The sequence below is a fragment of the Scandinavium manionii genome, from assembly GCF_024764775.1.
GTDB classification, from domain to species: domain Bacteria; phylum Pseudomonadota; class Gammaproteobacteria; order Enterobacterales; family Enterobacteriaceae; genus Scandinavium; species Scandinavium manionii.
Genome location: NZ_JALIGC010000039.1, coordinates 395,508 through 416,233 on the forward strand (window position 1 = coordinate 395,508; position 20,726 = coordinate 416,233).

Annotated in this window: 17 protein-coding genes; 12 read left to right on the forward strand and 5 right to left on the reverse strand. The window is 52.7% G+C overall.

Going from position 1 to position 20,726, the window contains the following annotated elements; all coding sequences use genetic code 11:
- Positions 1 to 97: 97 nt before the first annotated feature.
- On the forward strand, positions 98 to 1,567 hold the full coding sequence (locus MUU51_RS16295; RefSeq protein WP_159770458.1) for an amino acid permease: 1,470 nt from the start codon (positions 98 to 100) through the stop codon (positions 1,565 to 1,567).
- A 312-nt stretch (positions 1,568 to 1,879) separates the two neighbouring features.
- Entirely contained in the window at positions 1,880 to 3,844 is a 1,965-nt protein-coding gene (gene cirA, locus MUU51_RS16300) for a catecholate siderophore receptor CirA (RefSeq protein ID WP_159770460.1), read from the forward strand.
- 44 nt (positions 3,845 to 3,888) lie between these two features.
- Here cirA and MUU51_RS16305 read toward each other — a convergent pair whose 3' ends face one another.
- Positions 3,889 to 5,211: an MFS transporter gene (locus MUU51_RS16305; RefSeq protein ID WP_159770462.1), complete on the reverse strand. Its 1,323-nt coding sequence runs from the start codon at positions 5,209 to 5,211 to the stop codon at positions 3,889 to 3,891.
- 31 nt (positions 5,212 to 5,242) lie between these two features.
- Positions 5,243 to 6,130 carry a phosphoserine phosphatase SerB gene (serB, locus tag MUU51_RS16310; protein ID WP_374684793.1) on the reverse strand — a complete coding sequence of 296 codons (888 nt, stop codon included), beginning with the start codon at positions 6,128 to 6,130 and terminating at the stop codon, positions 5,243 to 5,245.
- 218 nt (positions 6,131 to 6,348) lie between these two features.
- On the opposite strand from serB, the gene MUU51_RS16315 reads away from it, so the two are divergent.
- Together MUU51_RS16315 and MUU51_RS16320 are read left to right on the forward strand one after the other, a co-directional pair.
- Complete coding sequence (locus MUU51_RS16315; RefSeq protein WP_159770466.1) at positions 6,349 to 7,719, forward strand: L-serine ammonia-lyase; 1,371 nt, start codon at positions 6,349 to 6,351, stop codon at positions 7,717 to 7,719.
- A complete protein-coding gene (locus MUU51_RS16320) occupies positions 7,709 to 8,098 on the forward strand; it encodes a helix-turn-helix domain-containing protein (protein ID WP_159770813.1) in 390 nt (129 codons plus the stop codon). The genes MUU51_RS16315 and MUU51_RS16320 overlap by 11 nt, the downstream gene beginning before the upstream one ends.
- Here the strand turns inward: MUU51_RS16320 and fghA are convergent.
- Entirely contained in the window at positions 8,087 to 8,935 is an 849-nt protein-coding gene (gene fghA / locus MUU51_RS16325; protein WP_258968135.1) for an S-formylglutathione hydrolase, read from the reverse strand. The genes MUU51_RS16320 and fghA overlap by 12 nt on opposite strands.
- Before the next feature lie 138 nt (positions 8,936 to 9,073).
- On the opposite strand from fghA, the gene MUU51_RS16330 reads away from it, so the two are divergent.
- From MUU51_RS16330 to MUU51_RS16365, 8 genes are all read left to right on the forward strand, one after another.
- Entirely contained in the window at positions 9,074 to 10,222 is a 1,149-nt protein-coding gene (locus MUU51_RS16330) for a YbfB/YjiJ family MFS transporter (protein WP_159770472.1), read from the forward strand.
- 101 nt (positions 10,223 to 10,323) lie between these two features.
- Positions 10,324 to 10,989, forward strand: coding sequence for a GTP cyclohydrolase I FolE (gene folE, locus MUU51_RS16335; RefSeq protein ID WP_159770475.1), 666 nt, complete (start codon positions 10,324 to 10,326; stop codon positions 10,987 to 10,989).
- Between the two features lie 19 nt (positions 10,990 to 11,008).
- A complete protein-coding gene (gene yeiB / locus MUU51_RS16340; protein WP_258968136.1) occupies positions 11,009 to 12,166 on the forward strand; it encodes a DUF418 domain-containing protein YeiB in 1,158 nt (385 codons plus the stop codon).
- 155 nt (positions 12,167 to 12,321) lie between these two features.
- On the forward strand, positions 12,322 to 13,347 hold the full coding sequence (gene galS, locus MUU51_RS16345) for an HTH-type transcriptional regulator GalS (protein ID WP_258968137.1): 1,026 nt from the start codon (positions 12,322 to 12,324) through the stop codon (positions 13,345 to 13,347).
- A gap of 283 nt (positions 13,348 to 13,630) precedes the next feature.
- Positions 13,631 to 14,629 (forward strand): galactose/glucose ABC transporter substrate-binding protein MglB, encoded by a 999-nt coding sequence (gene mglB, locus MUU51_RS16350; RefSeq protein ID WP_159770484.1) that lies wholly within the window; start codon positions 13,631 to 13,633, stop codon positions 14,627 to 14,629.
- Positions 14,630 to 14,700: 71 nt separating this feature from the next.
- Positions 14,701 to 16,221, forward strand: coding sequence for a galactose/methyl galactoside ABC transporter ATP-binding protein MglA (mglA, locus tag MUU51_RS16355; RefSeq protein ID WP_159770487.1), 1,521 nt, complete (start codon positions 14,701 to 14,703; stop codon positions 16,219 to 16,221).
- Between the two features lie 15 nt (positions 16,222 to 16,236).
- Positions 16,237 to 17,247, forward strand: coding sequence for a galactose/methyl galactoside ABC transporter permease MglC (mglC, locus tag MUU51_RS16360; protein ID WP_110509419.1), 1,011 nt, complete (start codon positions 16,237 to 16,239; stop codon positions 17,245 to 17,247).
- 255 nt (positions 17,248 to 17,502) lie between these two features.
- The gene (locus tag MUU51_RS16365) at positions 17,503 to 18,870 is read left to right on the forward strand and encodes a GGDEF domain-containing protein (RefSeq protein WP_159770490.1); all 1,368 of its coding nucleotides are present in this window, start codon (positions 17,503 to 17,505) and stop codon (positions 18,868 to 18,870) included.
- A 40-nt stretch (positions 18,871 to 18,910) separates the two neighbouring features.
- Here MUU51_RS16365 and sanA read toward each other — a convergent pair whose 3' ends face one another.
- Positions 18,911 to 19,624, reverse strand: coding sequence for an outer membrane permeability protein SanA (gene sanA / locus MUU51_RS16370; protein ID WP_159770493.1), 714 nt, complete (start codon positions 19,622 to 19,624; stop codon positions 18,911 to 18,913).
- A gap of 123 nt (positions 19,625 to 19,747) precedes the next feature.
- A complete protein-coding gene (cdd, locus tag MUU51_RS16375) occupies positions 19,748 to 20,632 on the reverse strand; it encodes a cytidine deaminase (protein ID WP_258968138.1) in 885 nt (294 codons plus the stop codon).
- Positions 20,633 to 20,726: the final 94 nt, after the last annotated feature.

Below are 20,726 nucleotides of genomic sequence, written 5' to 3' on the forward strand. Positions count from 1 at the left end.
ATCATGAAGCTCTCTTATAAGTGCGCATTTGTGCCGGAAGGAACAGCGATCGTCTGCTACAATCGCGCCTCATTTTTTGGAAGGACAGCATTTTCCTATGGTTTCCGAAACTAAAACCACAGAAGCGCCCGCGCTCCGTCGCGAACTTAAGGCGCGTCACCTGACGATGATCGCTATTGGTGGTTCAATCGGTACAGGGTTGTTTGTTGCCTCAGGGGCAACCATTTCGCAGGCGGGCCCAGGCGGCGCACTGCTTTCTTACATTCTTATTGGTCTGATGGTGTACTTCCTGATGACAAGCCTTGGCGAACTGGCAGCATTTATGCCGGTGTCAGGCTCGTTTGCGACCTATGGTCAGAACTATGTAGAAGAAGGTTTCGGCTTCGCGCTGGGCTGGAACTACTGGTACAACTGGGCGGTAACTATCGCCGTCGACCTTGTCGCCTCACAGCTGGTCATGAATTATTGGTTCCCGGACACGCCGGGCTGGATCTGGAGCGCACTGTTCCTCGGCATTATGTTCCTGCTGAACTGGATCTCGGTCAAAGGTTTCGGTGAAGCGGAATACTGGTTCTCGCTGATTAAAGTGACTACCGTCATCATCTTTATCGGTGTTGGCGTGCTGATGATTTTCGGCATCTTTAAAGGCGCGCAACCGGTAGGCTGGAGCAACTGGACAACCGGCGATGCGCCGTTTGCTGGCGGTTTTGCGGCGATGATTGGCGTGGCGATGATTGTCGGCTTCTCCTTCCAGGGTACCGAACTTATCGGTATCGCGGCGGGTGAATCCGAAGATCCAGAGAAGAACATTCCACGCGCGGTGCGTCAGGTGTTCTGGCGTATCCTGCTGTTCTATGTGTTCGCAATCCTGATTATCAGCTTGATCATTCCTTATACCGATCCGAGCCTGCTGCGTAACGACGTGAAAGACATTTCCGTCAGCCCGTTCACGCTGGTGTTCCAGCATGCTGGCCTGCTGTCTGCGGCGGCGGTAATGAATGCGGTTATCCTGACGGCAGTGCTGTCTGCCGGTAACTCCGGGATGTATGCCTCGACTCGTATGCTTTACACCCTGGCCTGTGACGGTAAAGCCCCGCGTATTTTCTCTAAGCTTTCCAAAGGCGGCGTGCCGCGTAACGCACTGTATGCGACCACCGTGGTGGCGGGGCTGTGCTTCCTGACTTCTATGTTCGGCAACCAGACCGTTTACCTTTGGCTGCTGAATACTTCAGGAATGACCGGGTTTATCGCCTGGCTCGGGATTGCTATCAGCCATTACCGTTTCCGTCGCGGTTACGTGATGCAGGGGCATGATCTGAATAATCTGCCGTACCGTTCGGGCTTCTTCCCGATTGGGCCAATCTTTGCATTCGTCCTGTGTCTGATTATCACGCTCGGCCAGAACTACGAAGCCTTCCTGAAAGATACCATTGACTGGGGCGGTGTAGCGGCAACCTACATCGGTATCCCGCTGTTCCTGGTTATCTGGTTTGGCTACAAGCTCTCGAAGGGCAGTCGCTTCGTACGCTACAGCGAAATGACATTCCCGGAACGCTTCAAACAGTAAGTGATTATTCCCCTATGAAAGCCCTCCAGTCGGAGGGTTTTTTTTTGCCAGGCAGCTCTGCGCTTGCGTGGGCCTATGGATTTTGTAGATACGGCAAGCGTAGCACCAACGGGCATCTTGATGCCTTTGCTATATCCGTCAGACATAATTTCTCACAATTGAATTGATAATTGTTATCATTCTTCTTATCATCTACGCACTTTCAGGATGAAGCCACTCCCCGCATCTTGTCCGAGGACGTAACCGGACCAGGGTGACCAGCCACATCTGCACTTTTTTTGGTTGTTGTTGTTTACCTCATGGAGAAAGGAAATGTTCAGGTTAAATCCTCTTGTTCGGGGCGGGTTGTGCGCATCCGCATTCGCGCTGGCGATGCCAGTAATGGCTGAAAACGACGATGAAACCCTGGTGGTCACGGCCTCCGCGACGGAGCAGAGCGTGAAAGATGCGCCAGCCAGCATCAGCGTGATTACCCAGCAGGATCTTCAGCGTCGTCCGGTGCAGAATCTGAAAGACGTATTACAGGACGTCCCGGGCGTGCAGCTCACCAACGAAGGGGATAATCGCAAGGGCGTCAGTTTGCGTGGACTCGACAGCAGCTACACCTTGATTCTGGTCGACGGCAAACGCGTTAACTCGCGCAACGCCGTGTTCCGCCATAACGATTTTGATCTCAACTGGATCCCCGTGGACGCCATCGAACGCATCGAAGTGGTGCGTGGCCCGATGTCGTCGTTGTACGGTTCCGATGCGTTAGGCGGTGTGGTGAACATCATCACCAAAAAAATCGGCCAGAAATGGCACGGTACGCTGACCGCCGATACCACGATTCAGGAACATCGTGACCGCGGCGACACCTACAATGGGCAGTTCTTTACCAGCGGCCCGCTAATTGACGGCGTGCTGGGGTTGAAAGCCTACGGCAACCTGTCCAAACGTGAAAAAGACGAACAGCAGAAATCTTCGACGGCGGCCAGTGGTGAATCCCCGCGCATTGAAGGCTACACCAGCCGTGACGGTAACGTAGAGTTTGCCTGGACGCCAAATGACAACCACGATTTTACCGCCGGATACGGCTTCGACCGTCAGGACCGTGATTCTGATTCCCTCGATAAAAACCGCCTGGAACGCCAGAACTATTCCTTAAGCCACAACGGCCGTTGGGACGTGGGCAACAGTGAACTGAAGTTCTATGGCGAAAAAGTGGATAACAAAAATCCGGAAGCGGCTGGCGTTATCACTTCTGAAAGTAATTCGATTGACGGCAAATACGTGCTGCCACTGGACGCCATCAATCAGTTGCTGACGGTGGGCGGCGAATGGCGTCACGATAAGCTTAAAGACCCGGTCAATTTACAGGGCAGCGGCAACACATCCGCCAGCCAGTACGCGCTGTTTATCGAAGACGAATGGCGGATTTTCGAGCCGCTGGCGCTGACCACCGGCGTGCGTATGGACGATCACGAAACCTACGGCGATCACTGGAGCCCGCGTGCGTATCTGGTGTACACCGCCACCGACACCGTGACGGTGAAAGGCGGCTGGGCAAATGCCTTCAAAGCGCCATCATTACTGCAGCTCAGCCCGGACTGGACCACCGGTTCCTGCCGTGGCGCCTGTGAGATTGTGGGTAGCCCGGACCTGAAACCGGAAACAAGTGAAAGCTATGAGCTCGGTATTTATTACGCCGGAGAAGAAGGCTGGCTGGAAGGCGTACAGGGCAGCATCACGACTTTCCAGAACGACGTCGATGACCGCATCAGCATCAGCCGTACCGCTAACGTCGATCAGGCGAAAGACTACCCGAACTACGTGGGTCTGAATGCCGACGGCGAACCGATTTTCCGTTATTACAACGTCAACAAAGCGCGTATCCGCGGCGTAGAAACCGAGCTGAAATTCCCACTGGCGGAAGACTGGAAAGTCACGCTGAACTACACCTACAACGACGGTCGAGACCTGAGTAACGGCGGCAACAAACCGCTGTCCGAGCTGCCTTACCACACGGCGAACGGTGTGGTGGACTGGCAGGCGACGCAGGACTGGTCATTCTATATGCAGGCGAACTACAGCGGCGAGAAACGCGCCATGACCACAAACGGCGCAACCCCGGGCGGATACGTCATCTGGAACACCGGCGGCGCATGGCAGGCGACGAAGAACGTTAAGCTGCGTGCGGGCGTGCTGAACCTGACCGATAAAGATCTTAGCCGCGACGATTACAGTTACAACGAGGACGGACGTCGCTACTTTATGGCAGTGGATTACCGCTTCTGATGGGCATTGTCAGGCAGCGGCGGGAGCGGCTGCCTGATGATGATTTACAAGCGATGAAGTCTGGAGAGTAAAGCCAGGGAGAGCGTCGTTAATAATATGGCGATCACCGCATACATATACACCCCCGACCATGCCCAGCTATTTTTAATCAGAATAACCGGCACACCGGCCATTGCGGCGCCGACGTAGCTAAACAGTCCTCTGAAGCCGGTGACAGAACCCGCGGCATTTTTGTGTGTTACGTCGAGACACCCGACGGCAAAGAGCATGTGCGGCCCGTACAGGGCAAATCCCATAATCGTGAAGAGGACGGCGGTCATGGTGTAGGAGGTATCCTGCACCAGAGGAATAAGCGCAATACACACACATAACATCAGGGCAAAAATCAGACCGGTCATCCAGCGGTTACTTTTAAACATGAAATCTGACAAATATCCCGCCAGCAATCCCCCTGCAAGCCCACCTCCTTCGAACCAGGAGATAATGGAGTTCGCTTTAATCAGACTCCAGCCATGAACCTGAGAATAGTAAATCTGTGGCCAGTCATTGAGGATCGTGCGAGCAACATAGACTGACATATCGCCAATGATAATGATCCATACCAACGGGTTAGTGAGAATATATTTTACGAAAACCTGCCAAAAGCTCAGATTAACGGGGCTGGCGTTGACTTGCGCGAGTTCCGTGGGATCATTTCGCCACACGCCGACGGCGGGTAATCCTAACGTGCCTGGACGATCCTTAATGGTATACAAGGCGACGACCCCCATTAACAGCGAGATCACGCCGGGAACATAAAAGCCCATTTTCCAGCTTCCGCTAAAGGCAATGGCGAAGCTGGTAATCAGTGGGGCAAGACTACCGCCAATATTGTGTGCCGCTTCGACGATCGCCCACCAGCGACCACGTTCATTTTTAGAAAACCAGCAGGCCATAATTTTCGCCATTGGCGGAAAGCTGGTGCCCTGAAGGATCGCGTTAAGGCTATAGAGCACATAAAATGCTGCCACACTGTCAGAGAAGCCAAACAGAATATTGACAATACCGACCCCGATAAGCACCGGTCCGGTCATCGCTTTGGGGTTAATTTTATCGACCAACATACCGCCGACAAATTTCATTGAGCCATAAAGAATGTAAAAAAGCGAAGACATGATGGCGAAGTCTTCTGCTGTCAGCGAGGTGTCCGTCAGCATCGCTGGCATCGCCGATGCGAAGTTTTTTCGGGTTAAATAAAATACCGCGTAAGAGATAAATACGGATGCAATGATTTCTGCCCTGAATTTTTTATAAACAGGGTCGATCTCTTTCTTTTCTTTGACAACGGGAAGGTCTTCCTGACTGAAAATAAATTTTTTTATGCTCATGTTGAATTTCTCTTCCAGCAATACAGGGGAGTTATAAACCGTCTTCGAGCAAAAATAGTAACGATTCGAATCCATTAAAATTAATTTGCTGGTGAATATGTTCTTTCACCAGGGGTTTGGCTTTCCACGCAAGACCTGTTCCTGCCTGAAGTAGCATTGGGAGGTCGTTAGCGCCATCACCACAGGCGATGACATTCGATAACGAAATATTCAAATCTGCTGCCAGATTAATCAGCGTCTGCTTTTTATTCTCAGCATTGATTATCGGATGCGTGATATTTCCGGTTAAGACGCCATTCTTCATTTCAACGGTGTTGGAGAACGCGAAATCGAGTTGATATCGTTTTTTTAGCCGTTGAGCAAAGAGGTCTAATCCGCCGGAGATAATCGCTGTTTTGAATCCTTTTGCTTTAAGAATGGGGAGGATAATGTCAAGCCCTAGCGACAGGGTCATCCGGTTGCAGACATCATCCAGTACCGCGTTATGTGTCCCGTTAAGCATTGCGATACGCCGGGTAAAACTGGTATCGAAATCGAGTTTTCCTTCCATCGCTTGCTGAGTCAGCGCCGTAATTTTCTCAGATATGCCCAGTGTTCGGGCGATTTCATCCACGCCTTCCTCTTCGATAAACGTCGAGTCCATATCAAACACAATAAGTCCATTGGCAGGGATGACGGCGGGTTTGTAGAAAAAATCAAATTGCATTTCCAGAGCAGCACGGCGTAATGGCTGGTAAAAATGGCCCCCGACGACATCGCCTGAAATAACGAGTTTGAGGTAGTCTCTGTTTATCATTGGAGAATGATGTTTGGTTAACATGTACAGCGTGTTGCCTGACGGGTTATTCATGAGATGCTGATGTAACCATGAGGTAATAGGTTCAGACGTATTGTGCGTAATAAAGTAAAGGGTTTTCATCTTACCGCTCCTTTGTGTCTGGCGGCATTATAATGGAGCGCTGTTTTGCCCGGCATCACTCACTATCACAGTTGTGAATACGTATAAAAAATTAAAAAGTATTGTTTTTGATACCGCTAATTCATGCGGTGCGAAAGGTGTCATTTTTGATACGCTAATCACATCATAAAAGCGATGACAATGTAGGCTAAAACTTTCAGGAAGAGGGTAAGACAGAAATGGAAAGCGCTATCAATATATTTAAAATTGTGATTGGTCCATCCAGTTCACGGACTGCGGGGCCAATGCGAGCGGCATTTAACTTTATGTCGCAATTAAAGCAGCATAATTCGTTCCCACTGCTCAGAAAAATTGAGGTCGAGCTGTATGGCGCCTTGTCGTTAAGCCGGAATTGCCACAATGTCGATATTGCTCTGTATCTTGGGTTGCTGGGGAATCTGCCGGACAGCGTAGATTTAGCTGGACAACTGAGTGCAATAAAGCGCGCAGAAACAGAAGGCATACGGGTATTTTCGCCCTCTGTTACGGTGGCCGTGACCATCATTGCTAATCATCAGGCCCATCCGGGCCATCCTTATGCCATGACGTTCCGCGCCAGGGATGATTGGTTTACGCTCTATGAAGAAACCTGGTTTTCCATCGGCGATGGACAGACACGCAAAGCCGGGGAGGCAAAGGATCACTCTGCTACGTTAGCCACCTTATCACCTTTCGAATTTCAAAATGCCTGCGAACTGTCGCTGCTATGCCAGCGAAACGGCTTATCTGTGGCGGCGTTGATGATGAAGAATGAACTTGCAACACGTTCAGCGTTATCCGTGCAGGAGGATCTGAACCGGAAATGGGCCGTCATGAAGGAGGCGGTTCAGCGCGGTTTGAATACTGAGGGATTGCTCCCGGGCCCCTGGCAGGTCCCACGCCGGGCTTGCGCGCTTCACAAATTATTACTGGTGAAAGGGGAGGCGAATGATTTTTTGACCGCGCTGAACTGGGTCAATGTTTTTGCCATTGCCGTCAGCGAAGAGAATGCGGCGGGTGGCGTGGTGGTGACGGCCCCGACCAACGGCGCCAGCGGAATTATTCCGGCGGTATTGTGCTGGTATGAAAAATTTATCGGCGAACTGAATCCGTCATCCGTCAGCCGTTTTTTTCTGACCGCAGCTGCTGTGGCGATGCTCTTTAAACGTAATGCGTCCATTTTAGGGTCGGAGGTAGGATGCCAGGGAGAGATTGGCGTGGCCTGTTCAATGGCCGCAGCAGGGTTAGCGGAATTGATGGGGGCGTCGGTCGGACAGGTGTTGAGTGCGGCGGAAATCGCCATGGAGCACCACTTGGGGCTGACCTGCGACCCGGTTGGCGGTCAGGTACAAATACCGTGTATAGAGCGTAACGCGATATCAGCAGTGAAAGCCATCAACGCAGCAACCATGGCGATGAGTCGCGTAAGCGAGCCTTGTGTTTCACTGGATGAGATCATTGCCGCGATGTACGAAACCGGGAAGGACATGAGCGCGAAATACCGTGAAACTTATCATGGCGGCCTTGGCAAAGTGCAGCCAAGAAGAAGGGGAGCATCCAGTGAAATTTAATACCATGAATAACGATGAGATTATTTTATCGTTGTGCGCCCGCATTAAAGAGACGCGGATATCATTAGCGCTGACCCAGCAACAGCTGGCTGAACGGGCGCAGGTAGGCATTGCGACGATCAAACGGATTGAAAAGGGAGGCGGCCTGAATCTTGACACGCTTATTTCTGTGCTTCGGGCGCTGGATAAATTACATAACCTTGATGCGATATTATTTGAATCAGAGATGCGTCATTTTCACGATTCTCATGAAGGGGGCGAGCGGATCGGGCGGCTACATGTCCGACAGCCAGTGGCTGAGCTGAAAAAGAAATCATTAGCGCCGCAGGCTGACGAACTGAATTTCAGTACGGCGCTGGAAAAGACATTACGCTGGTGATGACGACAGCAAATGCCGGGCATGGAAGCGCAGATGGTCCTCAATAAAAGACGCAATAAACCAATAGCTGTGATCGAACCCGGACTGAATGCGCAGCGTTAACGGCCACTGGGTCTGGCGGGCGGCTTCGGCCAGCACCGCAGGTTGCAGTTGATCCGCCAGGAACTGATCGGTATCACCCTGATCGATTAACGTCGGAATGGCGCTGGCCGCGTCACTCGCTAACATCAGCGCACAGCTGTCCCACGCTTGCCAGCTGGATTTGTCTTCACCGAGATAAGCACTAAACGCCTTCTGGCCCCACGGCACGCGGGTCGGGTTAACGATTGGTGCAAAGGCGGAAACGCTGGTGTATTTGCCCGGGTTTTTCAACGCCAGAATCAACGCGCCGTGGCCACCCATCGAATGGCCGGAAATCGCGCTGCGCTCGGCGACGTTAAACTGTGCCTGAACCAGCGCGGGGAGTTCGTCGCGCAGATAATCGTACATCCGGTAATGCGCGGCCCACGGGGCCTGCGTCGCGTTGAGGTAGAACCCGGCGCCTTTGCCGAGATCGTAGCCTTCGTTGTCCGCTACGTTTTCGCCGCGTGGGCTGGTGTCTGGCATGACCAGAACGATACCGAGTTCGGCTGCGACGCGCTGGGCCCCTGCTTTTGTCGCGAAATTCTCGTCGTTGCAGGTCAGGCCTGACAGCCAGTACAGCACTGGCGGCGGCGTATTATCGCGCGGCGGTGGCAGAAAAATACTGAACGTCATGGCGCAGTTCAGCGTGCTGGAGTCGTGCCGCCAGCGTTGCTGCCAGCCCTCAAAACAACGGTGCTCTTCGAGCAATTCCATGCAAGGCCCCCGGGTGAGTGATTGAAAATGTTCTGTTTCATCATACAGATCATGCGCAGTGATGAATAACTTTCGCTTCCGCATTGCAGTTACATGCTGCATCATAAACATAACTTTACATTAACATGCGAGACTAACATGGCGCTACGTACCGCGCTGAGTGGGTTTGTCATGCTGGTGGTCGCCATGGGGATTGGGCGTTTTGCCTTTACGCCTCAGGTGCCGCTGATGATTGCTGACGGACAGCTTACGCTGACCAGCGCCGGGCTGGTCGCCGCGATGAATTATCTGGGATATTTACTGGGGGCATGGGATGCAATGCGTGCCCATCGCGGCGTGGAAGGGCGATTGTACGCTGGGATCCTCGGCGCGGTGGGGCTGACGTTTCTCTCTGCCTGGGCCGATAACGCCTGGTTGCACGCCGTTCTGCGACTGGTGATTGGCGCAATGAGCGGCTGGGCGATGGTGTTGACCGCAGCCTGGACCAATGAGCGTCTGGCACAGGCCGGACGTCCCGGCCTGAGCGCCGCGGTGTTTGCCGGGCCGGGGGCGGGGATTGCGGTGAGTGGCCTGTTGGCAGTCTATATCCATGCACAGCAGCTCAGCGCCGCCGCGGGCTGGTTGCTTTACGGTCTGCTGGCGCTGGTGTTGATTGCCTTTATTTCTCGTTGGTTACCGCGTCCTGGCGATTTTCATCGTCCGGGCGGCCAGCCTGAACCTTTGCATTTGACGGCAAGCCTGAAACGGCTGGTCTGGAGCTACAGCCTGGCGGGCTTTGGTTATATTCTGCCCGCCACCTTTTTATCGCAAATGGCCGCCACGCGTTTTCCCGGTAGCCTGTTTGCCCAGTTTCTGTGGCCGGTATTTGGCGCGGCGGCGGTGGTTGGGATTGGATTGAGTATTTTGCTGCGCGATGTTGGCCACAGCTATCAGCGACTAGCGATTGTGTTGTGGTTACAGGGCGTCGGCGTGCTGGCCGCCTGGTTGGTTCCGGGAATGAGCGGTCTGGTGATCGGCGCGTTGCTGGTGGGCGGCGGCTTCCTGTGCGCGGTGCAGCTTTCACTACTCTACGGACGGGAACTCGCACCGCAGCATACCCGTTACATGGCGGGTTTACTGACCACCGGTTATGCCATTGGTCAGCTTGTCGGGCCGATGACTTCCGCGCTTTCCACCTGGCTTACCCAACGCCTTGAACCGGCCCTGGGCGTGGCGGCTATCGCGCTGTTGATAGGCGGAATGCTGGTCTGGCGTTCGCCGCAAGAAAGGTTAAGCCAATTTCAATAATTATCGCCGTGAATACTGGATTCTGTGCGCGGCCTCACGCACAATGAGTGCTCACTTTGCCCTCAGAGTGCAAAGGTCGCCACACCTGCAGGAGAACAAGAATGCCATCATTGAGTAAAGAAGCCGCGCTGGTTCATGAGGCGCTGTTAGCGCGTGGTCTGGAAACGCCGCTACGTCCCCCGGTTGAACTGGATAATGAATCACGCAAGCGTCTGATTGCCGGTCATATGACTGAAATTATGCAGCTGCTGAATCTCGATCTCAGTGATGACAGCCTGACGGAGACGCCGCACCGCATCGCCAAGATGTACGTCGATGAAATCTTCTCTGGCCTCGATTACGCCAACTTCCCGAAAATCACCGTCATTGAGAATAAAATGAAGGTCGATGAAATGGTGACCGTACGTGATATCACCTTGACCAGCACCTGTGAGCATCACTTTGTCACCATCGACGGCAAAGCGACCGTGGCCTACATTCCGAAAGAGTCGGTGATTGGCCTGTCGAAGATTAACCGCATTGTGCAGTTCTTTGCCCAGCGTCCGCAGGTGCAGGAGCGTCTGACGCAGCAAATCCTGACCGCGTTGCAGACTCTGCTCGGCACCAATAACGTGGCGGTTTCCATTGATGCTGTGCATTACTGCGTGAAAGCGCGTGGCATTCGTGATGCGACCAGCGCCACAACGACCACTTCGCTCGGTGGACTGTTTAAGTCGAGCCAGAACACCCGCCAGGAGTTTCTGCGCGCCGTTCGTCACCACAACTAATTCTTAAAGCAGGTACTTAATGGAGCGAAACGTCACGCTGGATTTTGTTCGCGGCGTCGCTATTCTCGGGATCCTGCTGCTTAATATCGTTGCCTTTGGCTTGCCAAAGGCGGCGTATCTCAATCCTGCCTGGTACGGCGATATCACTCAACGCGATGCGTGGACGTGGGCCGCTCTCGACCTGTTTGCACAGGTTAAATTCCTGACGCTGTTTGCTCTCCTGTTTGGCGCTGGCCTGCAGTTGCTGCTTCCTCGCGGCAAACGCTGGATCCAGGCGCGGCTTTCTCTGTTAGCAATACTCGGTTTTGCACATGGGCTGCTGCTCTGGGACGGCGATATTCTGCTGGCGTATGCACTAGTAGGCCTGGTCTGCTGGCGGATGGTGCGTGAAGCGCAAAGCGCTAAATCGATGTTTAACACCGGCGTGGTGCTGTACCTGATTGGCATTGCGGTCCTGGTGTTTTTAGGGCTTATCTCCGGCGATACGCCAAACCGTTCCTGGGTCCCGGACCCGGCCAACCTGCAATATGAGCAGTACTGGAAGCTGAAAGGCGGAATGGAGGCTATCAGCAATCGTACGGATATGCTGTCCGACAATCTGCTGGCGCTTGGTGCACAGTACGGCTGGCAACTGGCGGGTATGATGCTGATGGGGGCCTCGCTAATGCGCTGCGGCTGGCTGAAAGGCCAGTTCAGCCTGTCACATTACCGTCGCGTGGGCATGCTGTTGATAACCCTTGGCGTGCTGATAAACCTGCCTGCGACGATCGCGCAATGGCATTTTGACTGGTCTTATCGCTGGTGTGCGTTCTTGTTACAGGCTCCGCGCGAGCTGAGTGCGCCGTTTCAAACTATCGGATACGCCGCGTTAGCGTACGGCTTCTGGCCACAAATTTGTTTTTCACGCCTGGTAGGAGCGATAGCCTGCGTCGGGCGTATGGCGCTTTCCAACTACCTGCTGCAAACCCTCATCTGCACCACGCTGTTCTACCGGTTTGATTTGTTTATGAAATTTGACCGATTGACGCTGCTCGCCTTTGTGCCAGCCATTTGGCTGGTGAATATCCTGTTCTCCGTTATCTGGCTGCGCTATTGCCGTCAGGGGCCGGTGGAATGGCTGTGGCGGCAGTTGACCGCACGTGCCGCAGGGGTATCCATTTCTAAAACATCCAGATAACGATCTGGATCACAATCATTAACAAAACGGATGTAACCGTTTCCATCAGTGTGACCTTCTTCACGTAGTCCTCGCCCACTCGCTGCCAGAATAGCCACCTTGCTCAACACAGGGGGTGACTGTGAGTTGCTGCCAATTTCAACAGGACGGTGGTTATGATCACCATTCGTGATGTGGCCCGCCATGCGGGTGTTTCCGTCGCGACCATTTCCCGCGTGCTGAATAACAGCCCGCTTGTCAGTCCTGAAACCCGGGAAATCGTAATGAAAGCCGTCTCGGCGCTGGGGTATCGGCCCAACGCCAACGCGCAGGCGTTAGCGACCCAGGTCAGCGACACCATCGGCGTGGTGGTGATGGACGTGTCGGATGCGTTTTTCGGGGCACTGGTAAAGGCCGTCGATACCGTTGCTCAGCAGTTTCAGAAAAACGTGCTGATCGGCAACAGCTATCACGAAGCGGAAAAGGAACGTAACGCCATTGAGGTGCTGATCCGCCAGCGCTGCAATGCGTTAATTGTGCATTCTAAAGCATTGAGCGACGCAGAAATCAGCGAGTTCCTCGAGCACATCCCCGGCATGGTGATGATTAACCGCATTGTGCCTGGCTATGAACATCGCTGCGTTGGGCTGGATAACGTCAGCGGCGCAATGATGGCGACCAGGATGCTGCTTAATCAAGGGCATACCCGCGTGGGTTATCTGGCCTCCAGTCATGGTATTGAAGATAACCAAATGCGTCAGGAAGGCTGGCTGCGCGCGATGAGCGAGCAGGGCATTGTTGCGCCGGAATCCTGGATTGGCACCGGCTCACCGGATTTGCAGGGTGGCGAAGCGGCGATGGTCGAGCTGTTGGGACGCAATCAGGGCCTGACGGCGGTGTTTGCCTACAACGACAACATGGCGGCCGGGGCGCTGACGACGCTGAAGGATAACGGTATTGCGGTGCCGCAGCATCTGTCGCTCATTGGTTTTGACGATATTCCGATTGCCCGTTACACCGATCCGCAGCTGACGACGGTGCGATACCCGATTGTGTCGATGGCAAAACTGGCGACGGAACTGGCATTAATGGGCGCGGCGGGGAAGCTGGATCCTTTGGCAACTCACTGTTTTATGCCGACCTTAGTGCGTCGTCATTCGGTGGCATTGAAGCAATCTGTGGGGTCGATCACTAACTTATAAAGTGCCGTGATGTAACCGCTTTCAATTTGTGAGTAAATTCACAGTATCTTAACATTTGCCTGTCTATGATGTCAGCGTTTGTAAGGCTGAAACACTATGTAACGGTGATTAATCACTTTTAGTAGTGCAATAAAGCGATAAGCAATCAATTAAACGCACGTTGGAGCGTTACCGAACACGGAAGAGGATTTTTGGATTAATTTTACTTCGGCGGTCAGTAACAATTCATTAACGTTGTGCCTGCCGACATAAGCTACCCTGCATAAAAATAACCGGAGATACCATGAATAAGAAGGTGTTAACCCTGTCCGCTGTGATGTCTTGCATGTTGTTCGGTGCCGCTGCTCATGCAGCTGATACCCGTATCGGCGTAACCATCTACAAATATGACGATAACTTCATGTCTGTGGTGCGCAAAGCAATTGAGAAAGACGGCAAAGCAGCGCCAGACGTTCAGCTGCTGATGAACGACTCGCAAAACGACCAGTCAAAACAGAACGACCAGATCGACGTACTGCTGGCGAAAGGCGTGAAAGCGCTGGCCATCAACCTCGTTGACCCGGCTGCGGCAGGCACCGTAATCGAAAAAGCACGTGGTCAGAACGTGCCGGTGGTGTTCTTCAATAAAGAGCCGTCCCGCAAAGCGCTGGACAGCTATGACAAAGCCTTCTACGTCGGTACTGACTCTAAAGAGTCTGGTGTGATCCAGGGCGATCTGATTGCTAAACACTGGGCGGCTAACCCAAATTGGGACCTGAATAAAGATGGTCAGGTTCAGTTCGTGCTGCTGAAAGGCGAACCGGGTCACCCGGATGCTGAAGCGCGTACCACCTACGTTATCAAAGAGCTGAACGCGAAGGGCCTGAAAACCCAGCAGCTGCAGTTGGATACCGCAATGTGGGATACCGCTCAGGCGAAAGACAAAATGGACGCATGGCTGTCCGGCCCTAACGCTAACAAAATCGAAGTGGTTATCGCCAACAACGATGCGATGGCAATGGGCGCAGTTGAAGCTCTGAAAGCACACAACAAATCCAGCATTCCTGTGTTTGGTGTGGATGCGCTGCCAGAAGCCCTGGCGCTGGTGAAATCCGGTGCAATGGCCGGTACTGTGCTGAACGATGCAAACAACCAGGCGAAAGCAACCTTCGATCTGGCGAAAAACCTGGCTGATGGCAAAGAAGCCGCTGCGGGTACCAACTGGAAAATCGAGAACAAAGTGGTTCGCGTTCCTTACGTTGGCGTCGATAAAGACAACCTGGCTCAGTTCATCGGTAAGTAATTTTATTTCAGTGTATATCTCCCGTGCTGGATAGTCAGCACGGGAAAATATTAGCGCAGCCAGGGTTAACTATGGTCAGCAATAAAACAGAATCGTCAGGTGAAATCTTGTTGGAAATGAGCAATATCAACAAGTCATTTCCTGGCGTCAAAGCGCTCGATAATGTTAATTTAAAAGTCCGCCCTCATTCCATTCATGCATTAATGGGAGAGAACGGTGCTGGCAAATCGACATTATTAAAATGTTTGTTTGGGATCTACCAAAAAGATTCCGGTAGTATTATTTTTCAGGGAAAAGAGATTGACTTCCATTCCGCGAAAGAAGCACTTGAAAACGGTGTTTCGATGGTGCACCAGGAATTGAATCTGGTTCTCCAGCGCTCGGTGACGGATAATATGTGGTTGGGACGCTATCCGACCAAGGGTGTATTTGTCGACCAGGACAAAATGTACCGTGATACCAAAGCGATATTCGATGAGCTGGATATTGATATTGATCCTAACGCTCGCGTGGGAACATTATCCGTATCGCAAATGCAGATGATCGAAATTGCTAAAGCGTTTTCGTATGACGCCAAAATTGTCATTATGGATGAGCCGACGTCTTCCTTAACGGAAAAAGAAGTCAATCATCTGTTTAAGATTATCCGTAAACTGAAAGAGCGTGGCTGCGGTATTGTTTACATCTCGCATAAAATGGAAGAAATTTTCCAGCTATGCGATGAAATCACCATCCTGCGTGACGGACAGTGGATTACCACTCAGCCGCTGGAAGGGCTGGATATGGACAAGATCATCTCGATGATGGTGGGCCGTTCACTGAACCAGCGCTTCCCGGATAAATACAACACGCCGGGTGAAACGATCCTTGAGGTACGTAACCTCACCTCGCTACGCCAGCCGTCAATTCGTGACGTTTCCTTTGATCTGCGTAAAGGGGAAATCCTCGGTATCGCGGGTCTGGTGGGGGCGAAGCGTACCGACATCGTGGAAACGCTGTTTGGTATCCGCGAAAAGTCAGGTGGCACAATAACCCTGCACGGTAAGAAAATTAATAACCATAGCGCGAACGAAGCCATTAACCACGGTTTCGCGCTGGTGACGGAAGAGCGTCGTTCGACAGGGATTTACGCATACCTGGATATCGGTTTTAACTCACTGATTTCGAATATCAAAAATTACCGCGGCAAAGTGGGCCTGCTGGATAACTCCCGCATGAAGAGCGACACCCAATGGGTAATCGACTCCATGCGTGTAAAAACCCCTGGGCACCGGACGCAAATCGGTTCGCTTTCCGGTGGTAACCAGCAGAAAGTCATTATTGGACGCTGGTTATTAACGCAGCCGGAAATTTTAATGCTGGATGAACCAACGCGCGGAATTGACGTTGGCGCTAAGTTTGAAATTTATCAGCTGATTGCGGAGCTTGCGAAAAAAGAGAAAGGGATAATTATTATCTCTTCTGAAATGCCTGAGCTGCTGGGTATTACTGACCGTATTCTGGTAATGAGTAATGGTATGGTTGCCGGCATTGTTGACACTAAAACGACTACGCAGAACGAAATATTACGTCTTGCGTCTTTGCACCTTTAAGATCAGGGGCTCCTCATGAGTGCGTTAAATAAAAAAAGTTTTCTCACTTATCTGAAAGAAGGCGGCATTTACGTTGTTCTTTTGGTATTACTGGCCATCATTATTTTCCAGGACCCCACGTTCTTAAGTCTGCTGAACTTAAGTAACATTCTGACTCAGTCATCTGTCCGTATTATTATCGCCCTCGGCGTCGCCGGGCTGATTGTGACCCAGGGTACAGACCTTTCTGCCGGTCGTCAGGTGGGCCTGGCGGCGGTTATCGCGGCCACGCTGTTGCAGTCCGTCGATAACGCTAACAAGGTGTTCCCGGATTTGGCGACGCTGCCAATTCCAGTGGTGCTGCTGATTGTCTGCGCCATCGGCGCGGTGATTGGCCTGGTGAACGGGATTATCATCGCTTACCTGAACGTGACGCCGTTTATCACCACGTTGGGTACGATGATCATCGTGTACGGGATTAACTCCCTGTACTACGACTTCGTTGGCGCGTCGCCGGTGTCGGGCTTTGACTCGCACTTCTCGACGTTTACCCAAGGATTTATTGCGCTCGGGACATTCCGTCTCTCGTACATCACCTTCTACGCGTTAATTGCGACGCTGTTTGTCTGGGTGCTGTGGAACAAAACCCGCTTTGGTAAAAACATTTTCGCCATCGGCGGTAACCCGGATGCAGCACGCGTATCCGGCGTTAACGTTGCCCTGAACCTGCTGATGATTTACGCGCTGTCTGGTGTGTTCTACGCCTTCGGCGGGATGCTGGAAGCGGGCCGTATCGGCTCGGCAACCAACAACCTCGGCTTCATGTATGAGCTGGATGCGATTGCCGCCTGCGTGGTCGGCGGGGTGTCATTCAGCGGCGGCGTCGGCACGGTTATCGGCGTAGTGACCGGTGTCATCATCTTTACCGTCATCAACTACGGTTTGACCTATATCGGCGTTAACCCGTACTGGCAATATATTATCAAGGGCGGCATCATCATCTTCGCTGTGGCCCTTGATTCACTGAAGTATGCCCGTAAGAAGTAATCTTTCGTGTAGCAGCGATAAAAACCCGCCGTGAGAACGGCGGGTTTTTTCGTTTATCATCAGAGGGATAAGTGTCTGTATAAATTTAAACAAATTATTACTCCGGTTGTTATTTCACCTTTGGCAGAATTTGTCCTCAAATGCCTTTTCTGATTGTGGCTTTCCGCACGGGAATATCCCGCCTTAAGCAACCGTATTTCCTGCCGTTAACAAGAAAACTGCCACATCTGCCGTGATATCAACATTGAGTAATTCATGAACTATAGCGAAAAAATTGTACAAGAATGGATGGAGTTTTCCGGCGTTCTTCCCGAACCCGCATTGGTGACGTTAACTGCGATCGCGGAAGAAAAAGCGGGCACATTGGCCGATGCGTTTTACGACATCATGCTCACCGATCCGCATGCCAGCGCATACATCAGTTCTGACGTCGTGCAGTCCCGTCTTCGCAACTCAATGAAAAAGTGGATTATCAACGCGCTGACTCTGAAAGGGGAAGAACTGCTCGGGTTTGCCGCCCATCAGTATGAGATTGGCAATATCCACTCACGCGTGGGCATTCCGGCAAGCCTGGTGCTGAAAGGTATGCGTATCATTACTCAGGAAATGCTGACCTATATTCAGTCGCTGGCATTAGAGCCGCAAACCAGCGTGCTGATGCAGAAATATGTATCGGTCTCGATTCAGATTGCCAGCGAGCTGATGACCTATGCCTATGAAAACTATCAGCTCAACGAAGCGAAGAACGAAGAGTCCTACCGCATCTCCAACCTGATTGATAATCCTGAACTCGAAAAAGGCAAACAGCAGGCGGCGCTGTTTAACTGGGAAAACGGGCTGATGTACGCGCTGGTATCACGCACCAGTAATATCCAGTCTTATCTGCTGAACGACTCGGAGTTTGGCCTGTGGTTTCGTCACAAATGCGGCCAGCATTTTGGCAATAAGCCGGAAATTTCTAAGATTGGGATGCTGATTGAAGAGATTGACGGCATGCTGCAAAAAACCGCCAATACCGAAGGCAGCGCGCTGGAGTATATTCAGTCGTTATTAAGCGATATTCGCGCGAAAACGATGATCATCAATAACTTATTCACATCACTGTTTGAAGATGCCACGCGTCTGGAAAATGGCAAAGATGCGTTAACCAAACTGCTCAACCGTCGCTTTATGTCCACCATTCTCAAGCATGAAGTAAAGCTGGTGATGGAGAATGGGCGCAATTTATCGGTGGTGATGCTGGATATCGATCACTTCAAGAAAATCAACGATACCTGGGGCCACTCTGCGGGCGACGAAGTATTGCGTCATCTGGCGACGATCCTGAGCGATAATACCCGCGCCAGCGACTACGTGTTCCGCTACGGCGGGGAAGAGTTCATGATTGTGTATCTGGAATACAGCAAACAGCAGACGCTCAATTTTGTTGAGTCTATTCGCGAGAAGATTTTCAATTCGCCGTGCGAGATGCCTGACGGCTATAAGCTGCAACTGAGCGCCTCGTTTGGCGTCAGTCACTATCGCGGCCACCCGGATTACCAAAAACTGGTGGATGAAGCGGACAAAGCGCTGTACGAAGCGAAAAACACCGGCCGTAACAAGGTTGTGGAGTTTAAAGCCTGACCTGCCTGTACCTGCCCGCCGGTGCGCCGGCGGTCATCATTTATTTTCCTGCCTGCAATTCCAGAAGCTGATCCGGCGTCACCGCCGGGTAGCCCTGCGCATCCTCCGGCACTTCATGCTGCGCCGGGATCGGCACCAGCGGCCCCAGGAAACGCGGTTCGCGCTTGAACAAATAGAGATCGGCTAACGCGCCAAAACGGGCGCCAAATTCGCGCACCCGCACGCTCCACATATTTTTCGGCGACGGCACGGCATAGCACTGCGCCTGAATCCCCATATGCAGGGCGATAAACAGCGCGCGCTCACAGTGGAAACGCTGGGTGATGATGATGAAGTCGTTGGTGTCGAACACTTTGCGGGTGCGGACGATGGAGTCCAGCGTGCGGAAGCCTGCGTAATCAAGCACGATATCCGCTGGATCGACACCTGCTGCAATCAAATCTTTGCGCATCGTCCGTGGTTCGTTGTAGCTCTGCAACGCATTGTCGCCGCTCAGCAGCAGGTAATTCACCTTGCCGCTGTTGTAGGCGTTCAGCGCGCCCTGAATGCGGTAGCGGTAATACTGATTGATAACCCCGGTGCGGTAATACTTGGCGGTGCCCAGCACCACGCCGACCTGGCGGTAGGGCAGGTCCTGTAGTTCATCGTAGATGTAAGGGGCGGTTTTCCAGCTCATCCAGCGGTCGAGACCCAGTGCGGTCAACAGCAGCAGGCCTGACAGGACTAACAGGCTGTATAACGCGCGCTTTAACATGGACTTGGCTCAATGGTGGAAGAAGATTTACTCAGGCTACTGTACCCGCGGGGCAATCGCAAGAAACAGTAGTTTAATTGGGGGGATTTTCAACAGAGCGGGCAAAACGCCCGCTCTGTGGTATCAGGCCAGTAGTGTGCGGTCGATATTCTGACAGCCCAGCGCTTTAAGAGTCGCGACGGTAGCATCCCACTGAATCAACGGCGCATCGGCGCGTTCGGCCAGCATTGCGCGCTGAATGTCCGGATAATCGTAACCGTTCAGGCTCAGCAGGTTCAATGCGCCCTGTAACGGCGGCAGCGTCGGGTTGAATGCGGCGTTCTCGGCGTAGCTGCCAGAGAAAATCGTACCGTCGTGCAGCTCTAGCGCTACGCCGGACGGGGACTTGCTGTACGGCGCATGACAATGGTTGGCAGCCTGGATCGCGGCCTGGGTCAGCGCATCGCCATCCAGCGGATAACCGTGGTCCTGCGCATCCATCAGCAGGGTTTTGATATCCAAATCTTTCGGGCCAAACGCGTCCGGGAGATAGTCTTTCAGGGTGTGCGGTTCGCGTCCTGGTAGATTGATTTGCAGCTCCAGCCCGCTATTCAGTTCGTTCATGAACTGACGGCAATGACCGCATGGTGTGTAGTTCACAGTAATGGCTTTCAGCGCTTTTTCACCACGCAGCCAGGCGTGGCTGATGGCGCTTTGTTCCGCATGAACGGTTTGCTGCATGGTGGCGCCAAGAAATTCCATATTGCCGCCGAAATACCAGGTGCCGCTCACGCCGCGGGCGATAGCGCCAACGTTGAAGTGGGAAAGGTCAGCCCGGGCGCAGGCCGCCGCCAGCGGCAGAAGTGCGAAAGCCAGCGCGTCTTCGTCCAGTCCCGTCGCGGATATCAGGCCAGAGACCTGCTCAGCGCTCAGCATGGCAGGGAAATGCACATCAGCGAGCACCGGAGCGAGGGCTGACTGCAGTTCCGCACTGAGTTGCGGGAAAGCAGATTGAAAACGTGGATGCATGGCAATTGCCTCATTACAGGTTAAGGGATGACAGTGTACGGACCTGTTAACGGCTAATGTGTGACTTGGATCTTATTTTTTATGCAACTAATGA